Annotated in this window: 16 protein-coding genes; 8 read left to right on the top strand and 8 right to left on the bottom strand. The window is 69.2% G+C overall.

Features of this window, described 5'->3' with window-relative positions:
* Positions 1-25 precede the first annotated feature (25 nt).
* Positions 26-448, top strand: a complete 423-nt coding sequence (locus AB0C26_RS17105; RefSeq protein ID WP_360247742.1) for a PH domain-containing protein — start codon at positions 26-28, stop codon at positions 446-448.
* Here AB0C26_RS17105 and AB0C26_RS17100 read toward each other — a convergent pair.
* A complete protein-coding gene (locus AB0C26_RS17100; RefSeq protein WP_360247740.1) occupies positions 433-1,341 on the bottom strand; it encodes a rhomboid family intramembrane serine protease in 909 nt (302 codons plus the stop codon). The two genes, AB0C26_RS17105 and AB0C26_RS17100, sit on opposite strands and share 16 nt — an antisense overlap.
* 14 nt (positions 1,342-1,355) lie before the next feature.
* Positions 1,356-1,886, bottom strand: coding sequence for a peptidylprolyl isomerase (locus AB0C26_RS17095; protein ID WP_360247738.1), 531 nt, complete (start codon positions 1,884-1,886; stop codon positions 1,356-1,358).
* Between the two features lie 164 nt (positions 1,887-2,050).
* On the opposite strand from AB0C26_RS17095, the gene AB0C26_RS17090 reads away from it, so the two are divergent.
* The gene (locus tag AB0C26_RS17090) at positions 2,051-2,644 is read left to right on the top strand and encodes a hypothetical protein (protein ID WP_360247736.1); all 594 of its coding nucleotides are present in this window, start codon (positions 2,051-2,053) and stop codon (positions 2,642-2,644) included.
* Here the strand turns inward: AB0C26_RS17090 and eccB are convergent, their stop codons facing one another.
* The 3 genes from eccB to AB0C26_RS17075 all read right to left on the bottom strand — a co-directional run bounded on the left by eccB (position 2,645) and on the right by AB0C26_RS17075 (position 6,334).
* Positions 2,645-4,027: a type VII secretion protein EccB gene (eccB, locus tag AB0C26_RS17085; protein WP_360247734.1), complete on the bottom strand. Its 1,383-nt coding sequence runs from the start codon at positions 4,025-4,027 to the stop codon at positions 2,645-2,647. It abuts the gene before it with no gap.
* A 31-nt stretch (positions 4,028-4,058) separates the two neighbouring features.
* A complete protein-coding gene (locus AB0C26_RS17080) occupies positions 4,059-5,165 on the bottom strand; it encodes a magnesium and cobalt transport protein CorA (protein WP_360247732.1) in 1,107 nt (368 codons plus the stop codon).
* A gap of 74 nt (positions 5,166-5,239) precedes the next feature.
* A complete protein-coding gene (locus AB0C26_RS17075) occupies positions 5,240-6,334 on the bottom strand; it encodes a PLP-dependent aminotransferase family protein (RefSeq protein WP_360247730.1) in 1,095 nt (364 codons plus the stop codon).
* 113 nt (positions 6,335-6,447) lie between these two features.
* On the opposite strand from AB0C26_RS17075, the gene AB0C26_RS17070 reads away from it, so the two are divergent.
* Genes AB0C26_RS17070 through AB0C26_RS17060 form a run of 3 tightly spaced genes read left to right on the top strand, consistent with a single transcriptional unit; the run spans position 6,448 to position 8,931 of the window.
* Positions 6,448-7,179 (top strand): phosphocholine cytidylyltransferase family protein, encoded by a 732-nt coding sequence (locus tag AB0C26_RS17070; protein WP_360247728.1) that lies wholly within the window; start codon positions 6,448-6,450, stop codon positions 7,177-7,179.
* Entirely contained in the window at positions 7,167-8,228 is a 1,062-nt protein-coding gene (locus tag AB0C26_RS17065; protein WP_360247726.1) for an iron-containing alcohol dehydrogenase family protein, read from the top strand. The genes AB0C26_RS17070 and AB0C26_RS17065 overlap by 13 nt, the downstream gene beginning before the upstream one ends.
* Positions 8,203-8,931, top strand: coding sequence for a CDP-alcohol phosphatidyltransferase family protein (locus AB0C26_RS17060; RefSeq protein WP_360247724.1), 729 nt, complete (start codon positions 8,203-8,205; stop codon positions 8,929-8,931). The genes AB0C26_RS17065 and AB0C26_RS17060 overlap by 26 nt, the downstream gene beginning before the upstream one ends.
* 850 nt (positions 8,932-9,781) lie before the next feature.
* Here AB0C26_RS17060 and AB0C26_RS17055 read toward each other — a convergent pair.
* Positions 9,782-11,272 (bottom strand): hypothetical protein, encoded by a 1,491-nt coding sequence (locus AB0C26_RS17055; RefSeq protein WP_360247722.1) that lies wholly within the window; start codon positions 11,270-11,272, stop codon positions 9,782-9,784.
* Here AB0C26_RS17055 and AB0C26_RS17050 point away from each other — a divergent pair, their 5' ends adjacent.
* Positions 11,273-11,620 (top strand): hypothetical protein, encoded by a 348-nt coding sequence (locus AB0C26_RS17050; protein ID WP_360247720.1) that lies wholly within the window; start codon positions 11,273-11,275, stop codon positions 11,618-11,620.
* A gap of 356 nt (positions 11,621-11,976) precedes the next feature.
* On the top strand, positions 11,977-12,690 hold the full coding sequence (locus AB0C26_RS17045) for a class I SAM-dependent methyltransferase (protein WP_360247718.1): 714 nt from the start codon (positions 11,977-11,979) through the stop codon (positions 12,688-12,690).
* Between the two features lie 41 nt (positions 12,691-12,731).
* Here AB0C26_RS17045 and AB0C26_RS17040 read toward each other — a convergent pair whose 3' ends face one another.
* Positions 12,732-13,256 carry a YbhB/YbcL family Raf kinase inhibitor-like protein gene (locus AB0C26_RS17040; RefSeq protein ID WP_360247716.1) on the bottom strand — a complete coding sequence of 175 codons (525 nt, stop codon included), beginning with the start codon at positions 13,254-13,256 and terminating at the stop codon, positions 12,732-12,734.
* Positions 13,257-13,536: 280 nt separating this feature from the next.
* Here AB0C26_RS17040 and AB0C26_RS17035 point away from each other — a divergent pair, with 280 nt between their 5' ends.
* Positions 13,537-14,742, top strand: coding sequence for a GAF domain-containing sensor histidine kinase (locus AB0C26_RS17035; protein WP_360247714.1), 1,206 nt, complete (start codon positions 13,537-13,539; stop codon positions 14,740-14,742).
* Here the strand turns inward: AB0C26_RS17035 and AB0C26_RS17030 are convergent.
* Complete coding sequence (locus AB0C26_RS17030) at positions 14,728-15,375, bottom strand: GNAT family protein (protein ID WP_360247712.1); 648 nt, start codon at positions 15,373-15,375, stop codon at positions 14,728-14,730. The two genes, AB0C26_RS17035 and AB0C26_RS17030, sit on opposite strands and share 15 nt — an antisense overlap.
* Between the last annotated feature and the right edge of the window lie 3 nt (positions 15,376-15,378).

The following is a 15,378-nucleotide window of genomic DNA, read 5'->3' as shown; positions in this document are numbered from 1 at the left end:
GAGGAAGTCACTGCATAGTTGGGGCATGCAGTGGCGCGTGAAGCCGGTCCTCCCGGTCTCGAAGCTCGTGGGTGCGGTTGCGGTCGTGGCGCTGGCGCTGGCTTTCGCCGGAAACGACCCGATCCGGTGGGTGCTCGCCGCGATCGCCGGCCTCGCACTGGCGTTGTGGGGACTGCGTGATCTGATCGCGCCGGTCCGCCTGGCGGCGGATCCGGCGGGGGTCACCGTGGTCACCGGGTACGCGCGCCGTCGCCGGTTGCGCTGGGACCAAATTGAGAGAGTACGGGTGGACCGCCGCACCCATCGGGGTCTCCGCAGCGAGATGCTCGAGCTGGACGCGGGTGACGGGATCTACCTGCTCAGCACCCACGATCTGGGCGCCGAGCCCGAGGAGGTCGCCACCGCCCTGGCCGACCTGCGGATGTCAGCGCCTCAGAGCAACATCTGAGTGCGTACGACAGCGCTGATCACCAGCACGACCAGCACCGCCGCGCAGCCGGCGAGCTGCACCCGGCTGCGGTTGCGCAGCGGTGCGTAAGCCAGGACGTAGGCGACCGCGCCGCCGATGACCAGGCCGCCGAGGTGGCCGGCGATCGACACGTTCGGCACGGCGAAGGTGAAGAGCAGGTTGACCACCAGCAACGGGATGAGCTGGCTGATGTCGCGCTTGAGCCGCCGGTTCACCACGATCATGGCCAGGAACAATCCGAAGATCGCGGTCGAGGCGCCCGCGGCCGGCTGGTTCTGCGGGGTGAACAGGTACGCCGCCACGTTGCCGCCGAGACCGGCCAGCAGATAGAGCGCGGCGAAGCGCAACGGGCCCAACTGGACCTCGAGGTAGCGGCCGAGTTGCCAGAGCAGCCACATGTTCAGCCCCAGGTGGAGCAGGCCGTAGTGCAGGAACATGGCGGTGACGAGCCGCCACCACTCGCCGGCGGCGATGCCGTGCGCCTCGCCGCCCAGCACGTACGGCGCGTAGCCCAGCACCTCGCCCCACCGGGTGAGCGGCGTCTCCGAACCCATGAGGCCGAACCAGCCGCCGTTCCCGGCGAGGGCCCTCGCGCCGCCGAGGATGGCCGAGAGGGCCATCACGGCGACGTTGATGCCGATCAGCGTGCGGGTCACGTAGCCCGCGGTACCGGCGCGGCTGCCGCCGAAAGCGGTACGCGCCGGCCGCTGGCTTCGCTTGCCCTCCGCGACACACTCCGGACACTGGTGACCGACGGACGCCTCGTTCATGCAATCGGGGCAGATCGGCCGTTCACAGCGGGTGCACCGGATGTAGGTCTCCCGCGACGGATGGCGGTAGCAGACCGGGACCGTCGAGGGAGCCTCACTCATGTATCAACGGTACTTCAGGACTGCGCCCGCTCGATTTCCACCCGCTCCACGACGACGTCCTCGCGGGGACGGTCGCCCGGGCCGGTCGGCGTGGTCGCGATCGAGTCGACGACCTTGGCCGACTGCTCGTCCGCGACCTGGCCGAAGATGGTGTGCCGCCGGTTGAGGTGCGGGGTCGGGGCCACCGTGATGAAGAACTGCGAGCCGTTGGTGCCCGGGCCGGCGTTCGCCATGGCGAGCAGGTACGGGCGGTCGAACTGGAGCTCCGGGTGGAACTCGTCGGCGAACTGGAAGCCCGGGCCGCCGCGACCGGTGCCGGTCGGGTCGCCGAGCTGGATCATGAAGCCGGCGATGACCCGGTGCGAGATCGTGCCGTCGTAGTACGGGCCGTTGCCCTTCTGGCCGGTGCGCGGGTCGACGTAGTCCTTCGTGCCCTCCGCGAGCTCCACGAAGTTGCGCACGGTCGCCGGGGCGTGATCCGGGAACAGCTGGAGCCGGATCGGGCCATGGTTGGTGTGCAGGGTGGCGTAAAGCGTCTCGGCCACGGGTACTCCTGTCTGTGTCACGGTCGCCCCACAGGTACCTCTCAGGGGGCGATTGGACAGTTCTTTGCAGTTCGGATCCTCCCCCATGTGTCTGAAAGCGGCAGCGCGGGGGTACCGAAGCAGGGCACGATGACGTGGGAGAGAGCCACAGGAGGTGGGCACTGGTGTTGGCAACGATGCGCCGTAAGAGCCGGAACCGGCGGATGAAGAACGAGCTCAATCAGGGCGTGGATCACTTCAAGCGCGCCGCGACGCTGGCCGCGCAGGAGACCAGCGCGACAGTGGGCCCGACGCTGACCGCCGCGGTGGACCGGGTTCAGCCGGCCGCCGTGAAGGCCAAGGACGCCGCTGCCAGCGGCTGGGGCAGCGCCGTGGCGACCATCACCCCGTTGGTGGCCGCGGCCAGCGACAACGTGAAGCAGGTCGGCAAGGTCAGCAAGAAGTCGGCCAAGCAGAACAAGAAGGAAGCCAAGAAGCTGCAGAAGCGCGCGAACAAGGCGGTGGCCCGCAAGCAGAAGAAGGGCCGCGGCTCCAAGCTTCTCGGCTTCGCGCTGCTCGGCACGGCGGTCGGCATCGGCGCGGCGTACCTGAACAAGCGCCGCCAGGCCGCTCAGTGGGACGAGTACGAGCCGGCGGCGCCGCTGACCACGGCCCGGACCACCGGCGCGGACGACGCCACGTTCGAGCCGGACCAGCCGCAGACGTTCACGTCGTCGCCGAACGGCACGGTGCCGGACACGGCGCCGAAGACTCTGTAGCTATTGCGGAGCTGTCTGACGGGCCCGCGCTGGATCCAGCGCCGGGCCCATCGGCATGAGCGACATCAGTTCGGCCGGGACCTGTTGGGGCTTGACCCCGCCGTACCCCAGTTTGGTGAGCAGGGCCCGGCCGGCCAGCGGGTATTGCCGGCCGGTGTCGGTGACCACGCTGACCGTGCCGGAACCGGCCGGCGCGGTCGACGAGGCGGCCGAGGCGGTGACCGCCCCCCGGCCGCGTTCGACGAAGACCCGGTCGGCCCGCACGCTGTTGTCAGCGCCGGGGACTCCGGCGACGGCCAGACCCTGGGGAGTGGTCGGGTCGAGCCGGATGCCGTCGCCGGCCTTGTCCACCGGCAGTGTGATGCAGGCCTTGGCCGGAGTGCCGTCGGCCAGCGCGGGCACGGTCGGCGGCAGCCCGTCCGGGTCGCCGGCGTCGCTGACCCGGGTCTGTGACGTCGGGATGCTCAGGAAGTCGTTGCCCACCGGGATCGGCTGCTGAGCGCCCGGCACCGTGCGCATCAGGGCGGCCTGCATCTCGGTCAGCACGGCCTTGCCGTCGGCGAGGATCACCGCCACCTGCCGCGAGTCGGTGACCAGCTGGCCGACCCGGAAGTCGCTGCCGGCGGAGTCGCCGCCGATGCCGGGGATCCGCGGCGCGACCAGGTCGGGGCCGGCCGGCACGACGTTGATCCAGGCGACCGAGACCGGCCAGGGCGACCGGGCGCCGAGACGCAGCGCGTTCAGCGTGACGTCGACCCGGCCGGCCGGAATGGCGAAGCGCCGGTTGCCGAAGATCAGATAGGTGCGGTCGCTGGGGTCGCTCACCAGCAGGGCCTGGTTCCGCTGCGCGAGCACCGCGCCGTCGGTGAGCCGGACCCCGGCCAGCAGCGTGCTGAGCGGCGAGCCGGAGGTGTTGTCGGTGCAGACCGACCAGCGCTCGGTGAGCAGCGCCTTCTTGCCGGGCAGGGAGTCGGGCGCGTCCGGGATGCCGAGCGGGTCGCCGAGCGGCACGGTGGCCAGCTTCTCCGACGAGATGCCCTTCATCTCGGGCGCCTCGGCGTTGGCCAGCAGCAGCCCGGAGGCGTAGTTCAGCACCGGGTGCAGCCGGCTGTCGGCCTCCGAGTAGACGAAACGGGCGCCGGTGCCCTTCTCCTGAAAGACGACGCTCGCGTTCCGCGGGCTGACGTTGCTGTTGCCGGTGACGATGCCGTAGATCGTGGCGGCGAGCACCGCGAGAGCGGCGATCAGCAGGCTGACCAGGGCGGTCGTGCCGGCCCGGCGCAGCGGTGAGCGCTGCGGATCGGGGTCGTGGGTGACCAGCGCGGCCACCACTCGCTGCAGCGAGTACTGGTACGAGTGGAGCTGGTCCTGACGCGACGGCACCCTGTCACTCTAGGGGCCACTGTCTATATGGTCACAGCCAGCCGCTGCGCCGCAACGCGCGGTAGAGCAGCACCGAGATGATCAGAATGACGGTCCACCACGCCGGATAGCCGTACTGCCAGTCCAACTCGGGCATGAACTTGAAGTTCATCCCGTAGATGCCGGCGCCGGCCGTCCACACCGTCGCGATGGCCGCCCACGCGGCGATCTTGCGCATGTCGTTGTTCTGATCGACTGTCACCTGGGCCAGCCGGGCCTGCAGGATCGAGTTGAGCAGATCGTCGAACGAGGACACCTGCTCGACCGTACGGGTCAGGTGGTCCTGCACGTCGCGGAAGTACTTGCCGATGCGCTTGGGGACCAGCGCCACGATCATCGCCAGCGGGCGCTGCAGCGGCGTCACCGCGCGGCGGAACTCCACCAGCTCCCGCTTCATCTGATAGATCGCCGGGATCGGGCTGGCCTGGTCGCGGGCGAAGACGCCCTCCTCGATCAGGTCGAGGTCGACCTCCACCTTGTCGGCCACGGCCACGTAGTGGTCGACGACCCGGTCGGTCACCGCGTACGCCACCGCCCACGGGCCCTGCTCGAGCAGGTCGGCCCGGCTCGACTCCAGATCGGCGCGGACCGAGCCCATCTCGGAGGCGTCACCGTGGCGAACCGTGATGACGAACTGCTCACCCACGAAGATCATCATCTGGCCGGTCTCGACGACCTGCGAAGTCTCGGTGAGCTGGCTGTGCGGCACGTAGCGGGCGGTGCGCATCACCAGGAAGTGCACCGAGCCGAAGTTCTCCAGCTTGGGACGCTGCTCGGCCTTCACCGCGTCCTCGACGGCCAGCTCGTGCAGGCCGTACGTCCGGGCGATGGCGCCCATCTCCTCCTCGTCCGGCTCGTGCAGGCCGAGCCAGACGAAGGCGTTCTCCTGCGCGCAGGCGATCTTCAGCGCCTCGTCGGGCGAGTGGTGGCCGGGCAGGCGCTGACCGGCCACATAGACCGCGCAGTCGACCACGGCGCTGCCCGCGCCGTGACCGGGGCGAGCGCCGGTGACGCTGCCGTCGGCGGCGCCCAGCACCCGGTTCATCGCCCGAAGGGGTGCGGAGAGGGCTCGCGACAGCGGCCTGTTCCGTTCGCTCACTTGGACCTCCCCACACAGACGACGACCGGGCAAGGGTAGACGTACCCGCCCGGTCGCCGATCATGACTCTCGCGTCAGGCACGAACCTCGTCGATGGCGGCGGCGATCCGGCGCACGCCCTCGTCGATCTGGTCGACGGTGACCGCCGAGTACGCCAGGCGCAGCGAGTTCTTACCGCCCTCGAGCAGGAAGTCGCTGCCCTTGACGACCGCCACACCCTTCTTCATCGCGGCCGGGAACAGCTTGTCCACGTCGACGTCGCCCGGCAGGTCGACCCAGAGGAAGTACCCCCCGTCGGGCTCGGTGAAGGTGGCGCCCGGGATGTGCTTGCGCAGCGACTCGGCCAGCACCTGGGCCCGCTCGGCGAGCGCCGTGCTCACCGTCCGCACCGAGCGCTCGATGTCGCCCGAGACGCAGAACTGGTGCACGATCGCCTCGGAAACCATGCCGGGCGAGATGTAGAGGTTGGTGGCCTTCTTGGCGATCGCGTCGATCAGCGCGGCCGGGCCGACCAGATATCCCACGCGGACGCCGGGGCAGACCGTCTTGGTGAAGCTGGAGGCGTGCACGACCGCGTTGTCACTGTCCATCGACAGCATCGACGGCAGCGCGTCGCCGCGGAACCGGATGTCGACGTACGGGTCGTCCTCGAAGATGGTGAAACCGAACTCGACGGCCAGCGCGAGCAGCGCGCGCCGCTTCTCCACCGAGAGCGTGATGCCGGCCGGGTTCTGGTAGTTCGGGATGATGTGCGCGAGCTTGGGGCGCACGCCGGACTCGAGCAGGGCGCGCAGCTCGTCGACGTCGATGCCGTCCGACTGGAGCGTGACCTGGTGCACCTTGGCGCCGAGGTTCTGCAGGCTGAGCAGCGTGCGGTCGTACGTCGGCTTCTCCACCACCACGTCGTCGCCCGGCTGGACCAGGTGGTTGAAGAGGAAGGCGTCGGCCTGCAGCGAACCGTTGGTGACGATGACCTGATCGGCCGAGACGCCGTGCTTCTCGGCGATCCACTTGCGCAGCGGGACGTAACCGACGGACGTGCCGTAAGCGGTCACGCCGGCGGGGTCGGCGTCGAAGGCGCGCGCGGCGGCGGCCTTGAGGCCCTCGACGTCGATGATGTCCAGCGACGGAGCGCCACGGGCGAAAGAGATCAGCTGCTCAGCGGTCATGCTGACAAGCTTACGAGCAGCCTCTATAGAATTTTCGTCTGCCTCGCGCGGTCCGGGCTGTGGGACAAGGGCCGTATTGTGCTGCCTTTAAGAAGATTTAGGGAGACCACTTCATGATCGGCCTCATCCTCGCCGCCGGCGCCGGGCGCAGACTCCGTCCGTACACGGACACGCTGCCCAAGGCCCTCGTCCCGGTGGACGGGGACACCACGATCATGGACATCGCGCTGCGCAACCTCGCGGCCGCCGGACTGCCGGACGTGACGATCGTGGTCGGCTACCGCGCGAACGCCGTCGAGGAGCGCGTCGCCGGCTTCGAGAGCAAGTACGGCGTGAAAATCACCCTCGTGCACAACGACAAGGCCGAGGAGTGGAACAACGCGTACTCGCTCTGGCTCGCCCGTGACCACTTCGCGCAGGGCGTGTTGATGGTCAACGGCGACACCGTTCACCCGGTCAGCGTCGAACAGACCCTCCTCGACAACCGCGGCCCGAGCATTCTGCTCGCCATCGACAATGTGAAGAAGCTGGCTGACGAGGAGATGAAGACCGTCTTCAGTCCGGATGGACAGCTCACCAAGATTACGAAGCTGATGGAGCCGGCCGACGCCTTCGGCGAGTACATCGGGGCCAACATCATCGAGGCCTCGGCGGCGTCCGCGCTGGCCGACGCGCTCAAGACGACGTGGGAGCGCGACCCGAACCTCTACTACGAGGACGGCTTCCAGGAGTACGCGAACCGGGGCGGCGAGGTGCGGGCCGCGACCATCGGCGAGGTGCCCTGGGTCGAGGTCGACAACCACGACGACCTGGCCAAGGCGCGGGACATCGCATGCCGCTACTAGCCCGCAGCGTCCAGGCGCCGCTGCACATCATCGTCCGCCGCGGCGCCGTGGCCGACCTCGGACAGATCCTGGCCGACGGCCGCATCTCGGCCGGCGGTGACGTGGCCGTGGTGGTCGGTCCCGGCCTGGGCGAGCGCATCGTCGAGCTGATCCGCCCGTCGCTGCGGTCGGCCGACATCTTCACCACGACCGGCGGCACCCTCGACGCCGCCCTCGAACTGGCCGACAAGCTGCGCTCCCGCCCCTACGACGCGGTCGTCGGCATCGGCGGCGGCACCACCGTCGACGTGGCCAAGTACGCGGCCAGCCGCTGGGGTCTGCCGATGATCTCCGTCGCCACCAGCCTGGCCAACGACGGCATCGCCTCCCCGGTGGCCAGCCTGATCAACGACGGCCTGAAGGGCTCGTACGGCGTCCACATCCCGTTCGGCGTGATCATCGATCTCGACTTCGTGGAGACCGGCCCCGATCGGGTCAACCGCGGCGGCATCGGCGACGCGATCAGCAAGATCAGCGCGCTGGCGGATTGGGAGCTGGCGCGCGAGGTGCGCGGCGAGCCGGTCGACGGTCTCGCGGTCTCACTGGCCCGGATGGGGGCCGAGGCGGTGCTCACCATGCCCGGTGATCTCAGCGACGACGCCTTCGCGACGGTCCTGGCCGAAGCGCTGATCTCCAGCGGCCTGGCCATGGCGGTGTGCGGCAGCAGCCGCCCGGCCAGCGGCGGCGACCACGAGATCATGCACGCGATCGACTCGCTCTACCCGGGTACCGCCTCCCACGGCGAGTTGGCCGGGCTGGGCGCGCTCTTCTGCACGTTCCTGCGCGGTGACGAGCGGCGATTCGTCCAGATCTCCGAATGCCTGAGCCGGCATCACCTGCCCCGGGTGCCGTCCGATGTCGGGCTCACCCACGAGCAGTTCGTCGAGGCCGTGGCGTTCGCACCGCGAACCCGGCCCGACCGCTACACGATCCTCGAACACCTCGCCATGTCCCCCGACGAGATCAGCCGAAAGCTGGCCACATATGTCGAAGCAGTCGCCGCCCACTGACTCCACCGCCCCCACGGCGGCCGACTACTACGCGGTCAACCGTGGCGGTGGCCTGTTCAGCGAGGGCCTCAGCCAGCACATCGGCGCCCGGATCGCGGTACAGGCGTACAAGCACAAGATCGCGCCGTCCGTGCTGACCGTGCTCAACCTGGGCCTCGGCTGCCTGGTCTCGTTCGTCGTGGTCGCGGCGGCCGGCCCGGTCGCCGACGGCGACGTCTGGGCCTGGCCGATCGGTCTACTCGCGCTGGTCGGCTGGCAATTGGCGTACGCGTTCGACTGCGCCGACGGGCAGCTCGCCCGGGTCACCGGCCAGACGAGCACGGCCGGCGGCCGCCTCGACGTGCTGTGCGACGTGGCGGTGCAGATCTCCCTGGTGGCCGCGATCGCCGCCACCGCGGAGGCCCAGGTGCCGGAGACCCCGGCCTGGCTGCTGGCCGCCTTCGCCGGCACGTGGATGGTCAACCTGGTCACCTCGGTCATGCAGTCCGGCGCCCAGGCGGCCAGCATGGTCACCAGCCGCTCCCTCCCGGTCCGCGTAGTCAAGCTGGTCCGCGACTACGGCGCGGTGATCGCCCTGGCCGGCCTGGTCCTGGCCGTAGCCCCACAGTGGACAATCTGGTTCGTCGGCCTCTTCACTTTGGTGAACGCCGCCTTCCTGGCCGCCAGCGTCGTCTTCTCAGCCCGAGAGGCCCTTCGAGGCTGAGCCGCGGGGCGGACCCGCTGGGCCGTCCGGGTTGAGCTTGCTGAGCCGCCGGGGTTGAGCTTGCGGGCGGTCTGGGGTTGAGCTTGCTGGGCCGGGCGGGGTTGAGCCTGCTGGACCGCCTGGGGTTGAGCTTGCTGGGCCGGGCGGGGTTGAGCCTGCCTGGGGCGATCCTTCGGCGGCTGAGCAGGCCGGGTTGCGCCCACCGGATGGAGCTCGCCGAGGTGGGGCGGGGTGGGGGCCGGTCAAGGTTGCACCCTCGCGGGGTTGAGCCCTCTGCGGCTCGGCCCTCCTGGGTCAGGTCCGCAGGGGCTGTGCCCGGCGGGTTCGGAACCGCAAAGTCTGGGCCAGGCGCGTTGGAGCCCGCGCGGGTGGGCCGGTGGGGGTCAGTGTCCGCACAGAATGCGCCGGTCACGTTCAGTGCCTGGCGTGGGTGGGCCGGTCGGGTTTAGTGCCCGTGTGGGTGGGCCGGTCGGGTTTAGTGCCCGTGTGAGTGGGCCGGTCAGGGTCAGCGCCCGCGTAGGTGAGCTGGTCAGGGTCAGTGTGCGTGGGGTGAGACGGGCGGGGCTGGCGCCCGCGTGGGTGGGACGGGTGGGGTTGGAGCCCGCCGGGTTGGAGCCCGCCGGGTTGGAGCCCGTCGGGGCTGGGTGGGGTTGGGTGCGGGTTGGGTTTGAAGCTCAGCCAGGCAGCACAGCCCGGCGGCGACGTGAGGGCGTGACCAACGACGGCCCGGCTATTACGGCGGGGGCTCTTCGCTAATTCCGTATCTCGGAAAGAGCCGGCGGCGAACCGATCAGCGCAAGCAAAAAGGCGGCCTTCTCTCGCGTTGGGCGTGAGAAGGCCGCGTCGAAACTCAGCTGATGTCGGGGCCGGTGAGGATGGCGTTGGGGTTGTCGACCAGGGCTCGAACGTCCCACAGCCAGGCGCCGCCGGTCCAGGTGGGCTGGAAGCCGAGGAGGTTGGTCATCGTGCGCAGCATCTCGGTGTCGCGGAGCTGGGGGGTCAGGACGATGACGGCGGCTTTCCAGTAGCGGAGGTCGGCCAGGGTCATCTCGCGGCGGGTGTCGGTGATCTCGGGGATCGGGTTGCCCTGGCGGATGGAGGCCATCAGGCCGCTCGTGGGGCGCCACGGAGGTGAGAACAGCGCGGTGCGGTCGCTCGGGTTGAGCGGGTTCTGGTTGGGCAGCAGGGCGTAGGCGCCGGCGATGCGCATGTCCTGGCCGGTGAGGGCGGACCAGCGCAGCGGATCGGGGTAGGTCGAGTCGGGCAGTGGCAGGGTGACGACGGTGTGGTTGTCGTCGACGTACTGCTTCCAGGCGCCGGACGTGACGAATTCCGGGGTGGGCGCCATCGGGGTGGTCTGGAGCTGGATGGGCGCGAGCGGGACCAGGGCCATCGCCACGGCGGTGATCATGGCGACGCGGACCGGGCCGCGGGCGGCGGGCTGAGCCTTGATCAGGTCGGCCGCGCGCTGGCAGCCGAGCGCCAGCAGGATGCCGACGACGGGGGCGATGGCCATGGCCCAGCGGGTCGGCACGGCCGAGTTGAGCACCGGGACGCTGTGCAGAACGGACCAGATGCCGGGGATGCCGGTGTTGATGCCGTTGAGGAAAATTCGCGGTCCGAGTGACATCGCCGCGTACAGCAGCGCCACGCCGCCGAGGGTCACGACCGTGGCCGTCCGGCGCATCCAGACGATCAGGCCGAAGAAGAGAATGACCAGTCCCCAGCCGAAGAACGCATTCTCCTCGGCCGGGTTCTGCGCGAGCTCGGAGGCGACCGCGGAATTGCCGGCGATGGAACGGCTCGAATAGGTGGTGAACGACGCGAGGTCCGACCCGAAGTTCCGCACGAACTGCGGCAGGCCGTGATAGCTCTGCGGGCCGAAGAACTGGATGGTCAGCGGGTACGCCAGCACGGCCAGCGTCACCGTGCCGGCGACGGCCAGCCCGCCGGCGAACTGCCGGATCTCGCCGGGGTGGGCCCTACGCCGGACGATCGCCATGACCAGGCAGAACACGCCCAGGCCGACGGCCGTCATGAACAGGACCTCGAGGTTGATGAACGCCTGCCAGACGAGCAGGCCGGCCAGGATCAGGCCGTTGCGCACCGCACGGCCGGGATCGCGCAGGCGCAGCGTGCGCAGGATGATCCAGGGCACCAGGAACTGCGAGACGATATTCGGGTGGCCGCCGGCGTGCGAGATCATGCTCGGCGCGAATGTGCAGAACAGCGCGCCGACCCAGGCCGCCAGCCGCGAGCTCACGAAGTGGCGGGAGAGCGCGAAATACCACGAGATACCGGTGATCGCCAAAGCCAACGTGAGAAATACGTTGAACGCCACATGGGGACCGAACAGAAGCGTCACCGGTGTCATCGGCAACGAAACGGCCAGCACCGAGGTGTTGGCCATCATGTTCACCCCATCGGGGTAATTCATGCGATCGGAGAAGAACGGATATGCGCCATCGGTGAGCACCCGCGCACCATGCGCCATCATCCACTCAAAGAAAGCCTGATCCTGTGGATCATCGCGCAACTGGTGATCAAGATTGAGCCAGAGTGGCGCGGTGACGTACAGCGCGATGACGACGAAGGTCGCGCAGGCCAGGAGATCCCGCCATGCGGGAATGCGAAGTTGACGGACTTTCCGCTGTTCAGCGCTGCGTGCCGGCGCTTCGGCGATGGCTGATTCGAGCGCCACCAGCTCGGCGTCGAGATCCTCGGTCCCGGTCACTTGACGGGGCGGAAGCACGTTCCCGCCAGCCGACTGGCCTGTCGAGTCAATACCCGTAATCGTCATAGCGTCGGCGAGCCTATCCGAGGTCCGTAACGTTGCAGTGACAAGCGGGCCATGCGTGACCGAGCCGATATGAACGGGGCTATCCGGACGCGAAGCAACCGCATGCAGTACCCACCTTGCCTATGTCTCAATCAGGCAAATAATGGGCGGGCGTCCCGGTCTCAACTTTCGGTTACGAACCGAAGATGGTTAACTCTTCCGGTCCCGCTGTCAGCTTCGATCGGCAAGACGAGGGAACCTTACATATGGCAGACATCACTGGAGACCAGCGGATCCAGTCCGAAGTGCTCGAGGGCCTCGCCACGGCCGTGAACCACCGCCGGTGGTTCGTCGAGCTCGCTCTCCCGTACCTCGGGGACAACCCGATCGAGATCGGCAGCGGTCTCGGCGACTACGCGATCGAGTGGGCGGAGCACCTTCCGCGGTTCACGGCGACCGAAGCCGACCCCGACCGGCTCGTCCAGCTCAAGGAGCGGATGGCCGATCACCCGAACATCGACGTGCGGCAGATGCTGCTGCCGGCGGCCGACGCCAACGGCGAGTACAGCGCCGCCGTCTCGTACAACGTGCTCGAGCACATCGAGGACCACGTCGGCGCGCTGCGCAGCATGGCCGAGCTGGTCCGCCCCGGCGGCCGGGTCATCATCATCGTCCCGGCCTTCATGTTCGCGATGAGCCAGGTCGACATCGCCACCGGCCACATCCGCCGGTACACGAAGAAGACCATGCGCGCCGCCATGACCGAGGCCGGCCTCCAGATCGAGAAGATGCACTACGCGAACGCGCTGGGCCTGATCGGCTACTACGGCGCGACCAGCATCTTCAAGCTGGCCCCCAAGGAGGGCCCGATGGTCAAGGTGTACGACTCGCTCGTGCTCCCGGTGACCAAGGCCGCCGAGCAGATCGTGAAGCCGCCGTTCGGCCAGTCGGTCTTCGTGGTGGCGCGGACGCCCGCCTGACTTCAAGGAAAAAAGCCGCCGGCCCGAGGCCGGCGGCTTCTTCAGCTCTGGAACGTCGGGCGGATGGTCGCCCGGGCCAGCGTATGGAACGCCAGGTTGAAGCCGACGTAGGCGGGCGTCGCGTCCGGGCCGACGTCGAGCTTGTCCACGTCGATCGCGTGCACCGCGAACACGTAGCGGTGAGGGCGGTCGCCGGGCGGCGGCGCGGAACCGCCGTAGTTGCGCTCGCCGTAGTCGTTGCGGACGCAGAAGGCGCCGCCGGGCAGCGGGTCGACCCCGCGCGGCAGTTCGGTCACCGTCGCCGGCAGGTTGACCAGGACCCAGTGCCAGAACCCGCTGCCGGTCGGCGCGTCCGGGTCGAAGCAGGTCACCACGAAGCCGCGGGTCTCGTCGGGGAAACCCGACCAGGCGAGCTGAGGTGACACGTTCTTGCCGCCCGCGCTGGAGTGCGCGAACAGTTCGTCGAGCGGCCGGCCGTCCTGCAGATCTGTGCTGGTCACCGTGAAGGACGGCACCGGGGGCAGCAGATCGTACGGGTCCGGGGCTACGGCGCGGTCGAGACTCATGGTGATTTGTCCTCCGGCCAGATGGTGAAAGCTCTCTCGTTACGCAGACTAGCCCGAAACGCCGGGCTGTCACCCGATCGGGCGGACGCACACGGGGTGCGCGGTGTGTCTCCGGTACCGGGTGATGCTTCAGTCCGACATCCGATCGGGTGCGTGCGGCAGAGATCCCCGTGCCCGATGGCGATAAGCAAGTCGGCACCTGCTCGAACGAGCAGGTGCCGACTGCTTTATCAGGCTGTATCTGCCCAGATCGCGCCTCGTGAGGTGAGACGATCAGGCCATGAGAGCGCCGCTGCCCGCCAACGAACCGGCCCGGCTGGCTGCGCTGCACGACGCCCAGGTGCTCGACACGCCTCCCGAGGAGGACTTCGACGACATCGCGCTGCTCGCGTCGGAGATCTGCGGTACGCCGATGGGCCTGGTCAGCCTGGTCGACCGGGACCGGCAGTGGTTCAAGGCCAAGGTCGGCCTCGACATCGAGCAGACCGACCGCGACCTGTCGTTCTGCGCGCACACGGTCCACGGTCATGAACTGCTCGAGGTGCCCGACGCCGCCGCCGACCCGCGGTTCGCCGACAACCCGGTGGTGCTCCAGGAGGCCGGCCGAGTGCGGTTCTACGCGGGGGCGCCGGTGGTGCTCGACGGGGCGTACGCGGTCGGCACCGTCTGCGTCGCCGACCACGTGCCCCGCACCCTCAACGCCTCGCAGCGACGGGCCCTGCGCAGCCTGGCCAAGCACGCCGCGGTCCAGCTGGAGCTGCGCCGGTACGCCCGGCACGCCGGCGAGATCGCCGACCGGACCCGCCAGCTCGACCGCATGAAGGACTCGTTCCTGGCCACGGTCAGCCACGAGCTGCGCACGCCCCTGTCGACCATCCGCGGATATCTGGAGATGCTGCTCGAGGACGACTTCGACACCGACACCTCCCGCCGCTTCCTGTCGGTCATGTCGCGCAACTCCGACCGGCTGCTGCGGCTCATCGACGAGCTGCTGCTGGTCGCGCGGCTCACCGACGAGCGGATGCAGCTCGACCTGGCCGAGGTCGACCTGGCCGACCTCGCACACCAGGCGGTCGCGGCGTGCCGTCCGCTCGCCGATCACCGCGAGGTCAAATTGCGCGACCGTACGGAGGGTGCGGTGCCGGCCCGCGGCGACGCCAAGCGCCTCGCCCAGGCGCTCAACCATCTGATGGTCAACGCCATCAAGTTCACCGACCCCGGCGGCGAGATCACCATCGACTCGACGGCGAACGACGAACCCGAGCTGGTCATCATCGACAACGGCGTCGGCATCGCGGCCGACGAGTTGCCGCACGTCTTCGACCGCTTCTACCGCTGTCAGGCGGCGGAGGTGATGGCGGCCCAGGGCCCGGGCCTCGGCCTGGCCATCGTCAAGTCGATCATCGACGCCCACCACGGCAGCGTGCATCTGGAGAGCGAGCCGGGCGTCGGCACCACGGTGCGACTGACGCTACCCGGCTCCTAGGAACATTCCACGGCACAGATCAAGACCTTCCACCTGTACGGGGATGGAGCGCGCCGCCTCCCACGCGGCGCGATCGAGACGTAGCCGCCGGCCGGTCGCCACCCGGTCGCGGACGGCGTGCCGGGAGAGGCCGTCGTCGGCATAACCCAGCTTGCGCGAGACCGCGTACGACGCGTGGTTGTCGGCGAACGCCTCGGAGGTCGCGAACTCGGCGCCCAGCCCGGCGAAGGCCAGCTCGAGCACGGCGGCCCGCATCTCGGTGCCGTAGCCCCGGCCGTGATGCCCGCGTCCCAGCCAGGAACCCGTGCCCACCTCGCGCAGCACGGCGAAGTCCTCGGCGCCGATCCCCTGCGTGCCCACGACCCGGTCCCCGGCGATGGCGACCAGGCCGAGCTCCCACTTGTGGGGGCTCCAGTCGGCTCGCAGCCGCCAGTTCCACTGCAGGACGCCGCGGGCGATCTCATCGGCCGGCGCGTCCGTCCAGGCGGCGGTGAAAGGCTGCACGGCCGGGTCGTGCACGCCCCCGGCGGCGAGCTGGGCCAGTTCGGCCAGCAGCTCGTCGCCGGGGAGACGCAATTCCAGCCGGGGAGTCCGCAGAACCAGCCGATACAGCGGCCAATGGTCGCTAAGCATGGG

This window comes from Actinoplanes sp. NPDC048796, assembly GCF_040650035.1.
Lineage (GTDB): Bacteria > Actinomycetota > Actinomycetes > Mycobacteriales > Micromonosporaceae > Actinoplanes.
Note: the sequence above shows the minus strand (reverse complement) of the source record. Positions and strands in the feature narration are given on the sequence as shown.

What these genes read in the sequence shown, in the direction of transcription:
- AB0C26_RS17105 (WP_360247742.1), top strand. Translation starts at nt 26, where the DNA reads ATGCAGTGGCGCGTGAAGCCGGTCCTCCCGGTCTCGAAGCTCGTGGGT.
- AB0C26_RS17100 (WP_360247740.1), bottom strand. Translation starts at nt 1,341, where the DNA reads ATGAGTGAGGCTCCCTCGACGGTCCCGGTCTGCTACCGCCATCCGTCG.
- AB0C26_RS17075 (WP_360247730.1), bottom strand. Translation starts at nt 6,334, where the DNA reads ATGACCGCTGAGCAGCTGATCTCTTTCGCCCGTGGCGCTCCGTCGCTG.
- AB0C26_RS17070 (WP_360247728.1), top strand. Translation starts at nt 6,448, where the DNA reads ATGATCGGCCTCATCCTCGCCGCCGGCGCCGGGCGCAGACTCCGTCCG.
- AB0C26_RS17065 (WP_360247726.1), top strand. Translation starts at nt 7,167, where the DNA reads ATGCCGCTACTAGCCCGCAGCGTCCAGGCGCCGCTGCACATCATCGTC.
- AB0C26_RS17060 (WP_360247724.1), top strand. Translation starts at nt 8,203, where the DNA reads ATGTCGAAGCAGTCGCCGCCCACTGACTCCACCGCCCCCACGGCGGCC.
- AB0C26_RS17050 (WP_360247720.1), top strand. Translation starts at nt 11,273, where the DNA reads ATGGGGACCGAACAGAAGCGTCACCGGTGTCATCGGCAACGAAACGGC.
- AB0C26_RS17045 (WP_360247718.1), top strand. Translation starts at nt 11,977, where the DNA reads ATGGCAGACATCACTGGAGACCAGCGGATCCAGTCCGAAGTGCTCGAG.
- AB0C26_RS17040 (WP_360247716.1), bottom strand. Translation starts at nt 13,256, where the DNA reads ATGAGTCTCGACCGCGCCGTAGCCCCGGACCCGTACGATCTGCTGCCC.
- AB0C26_RS17035 (WP_360247714.1), top strand. Translation starts at nt 13,537, where the DNA reads ATGAGAGCGCCGCTGCCCGCCAACGAACCGGCCCGGCTGGCTGCGCTG.
- AB0C26_RS17030 (WP_360247712.1), bottom strand. Translation starts at nt 15,375, where the DNA reads ATGCTTAGCGACCATTGGCCGCTGTATCGGCTGGTTCTGCGGACTCCC.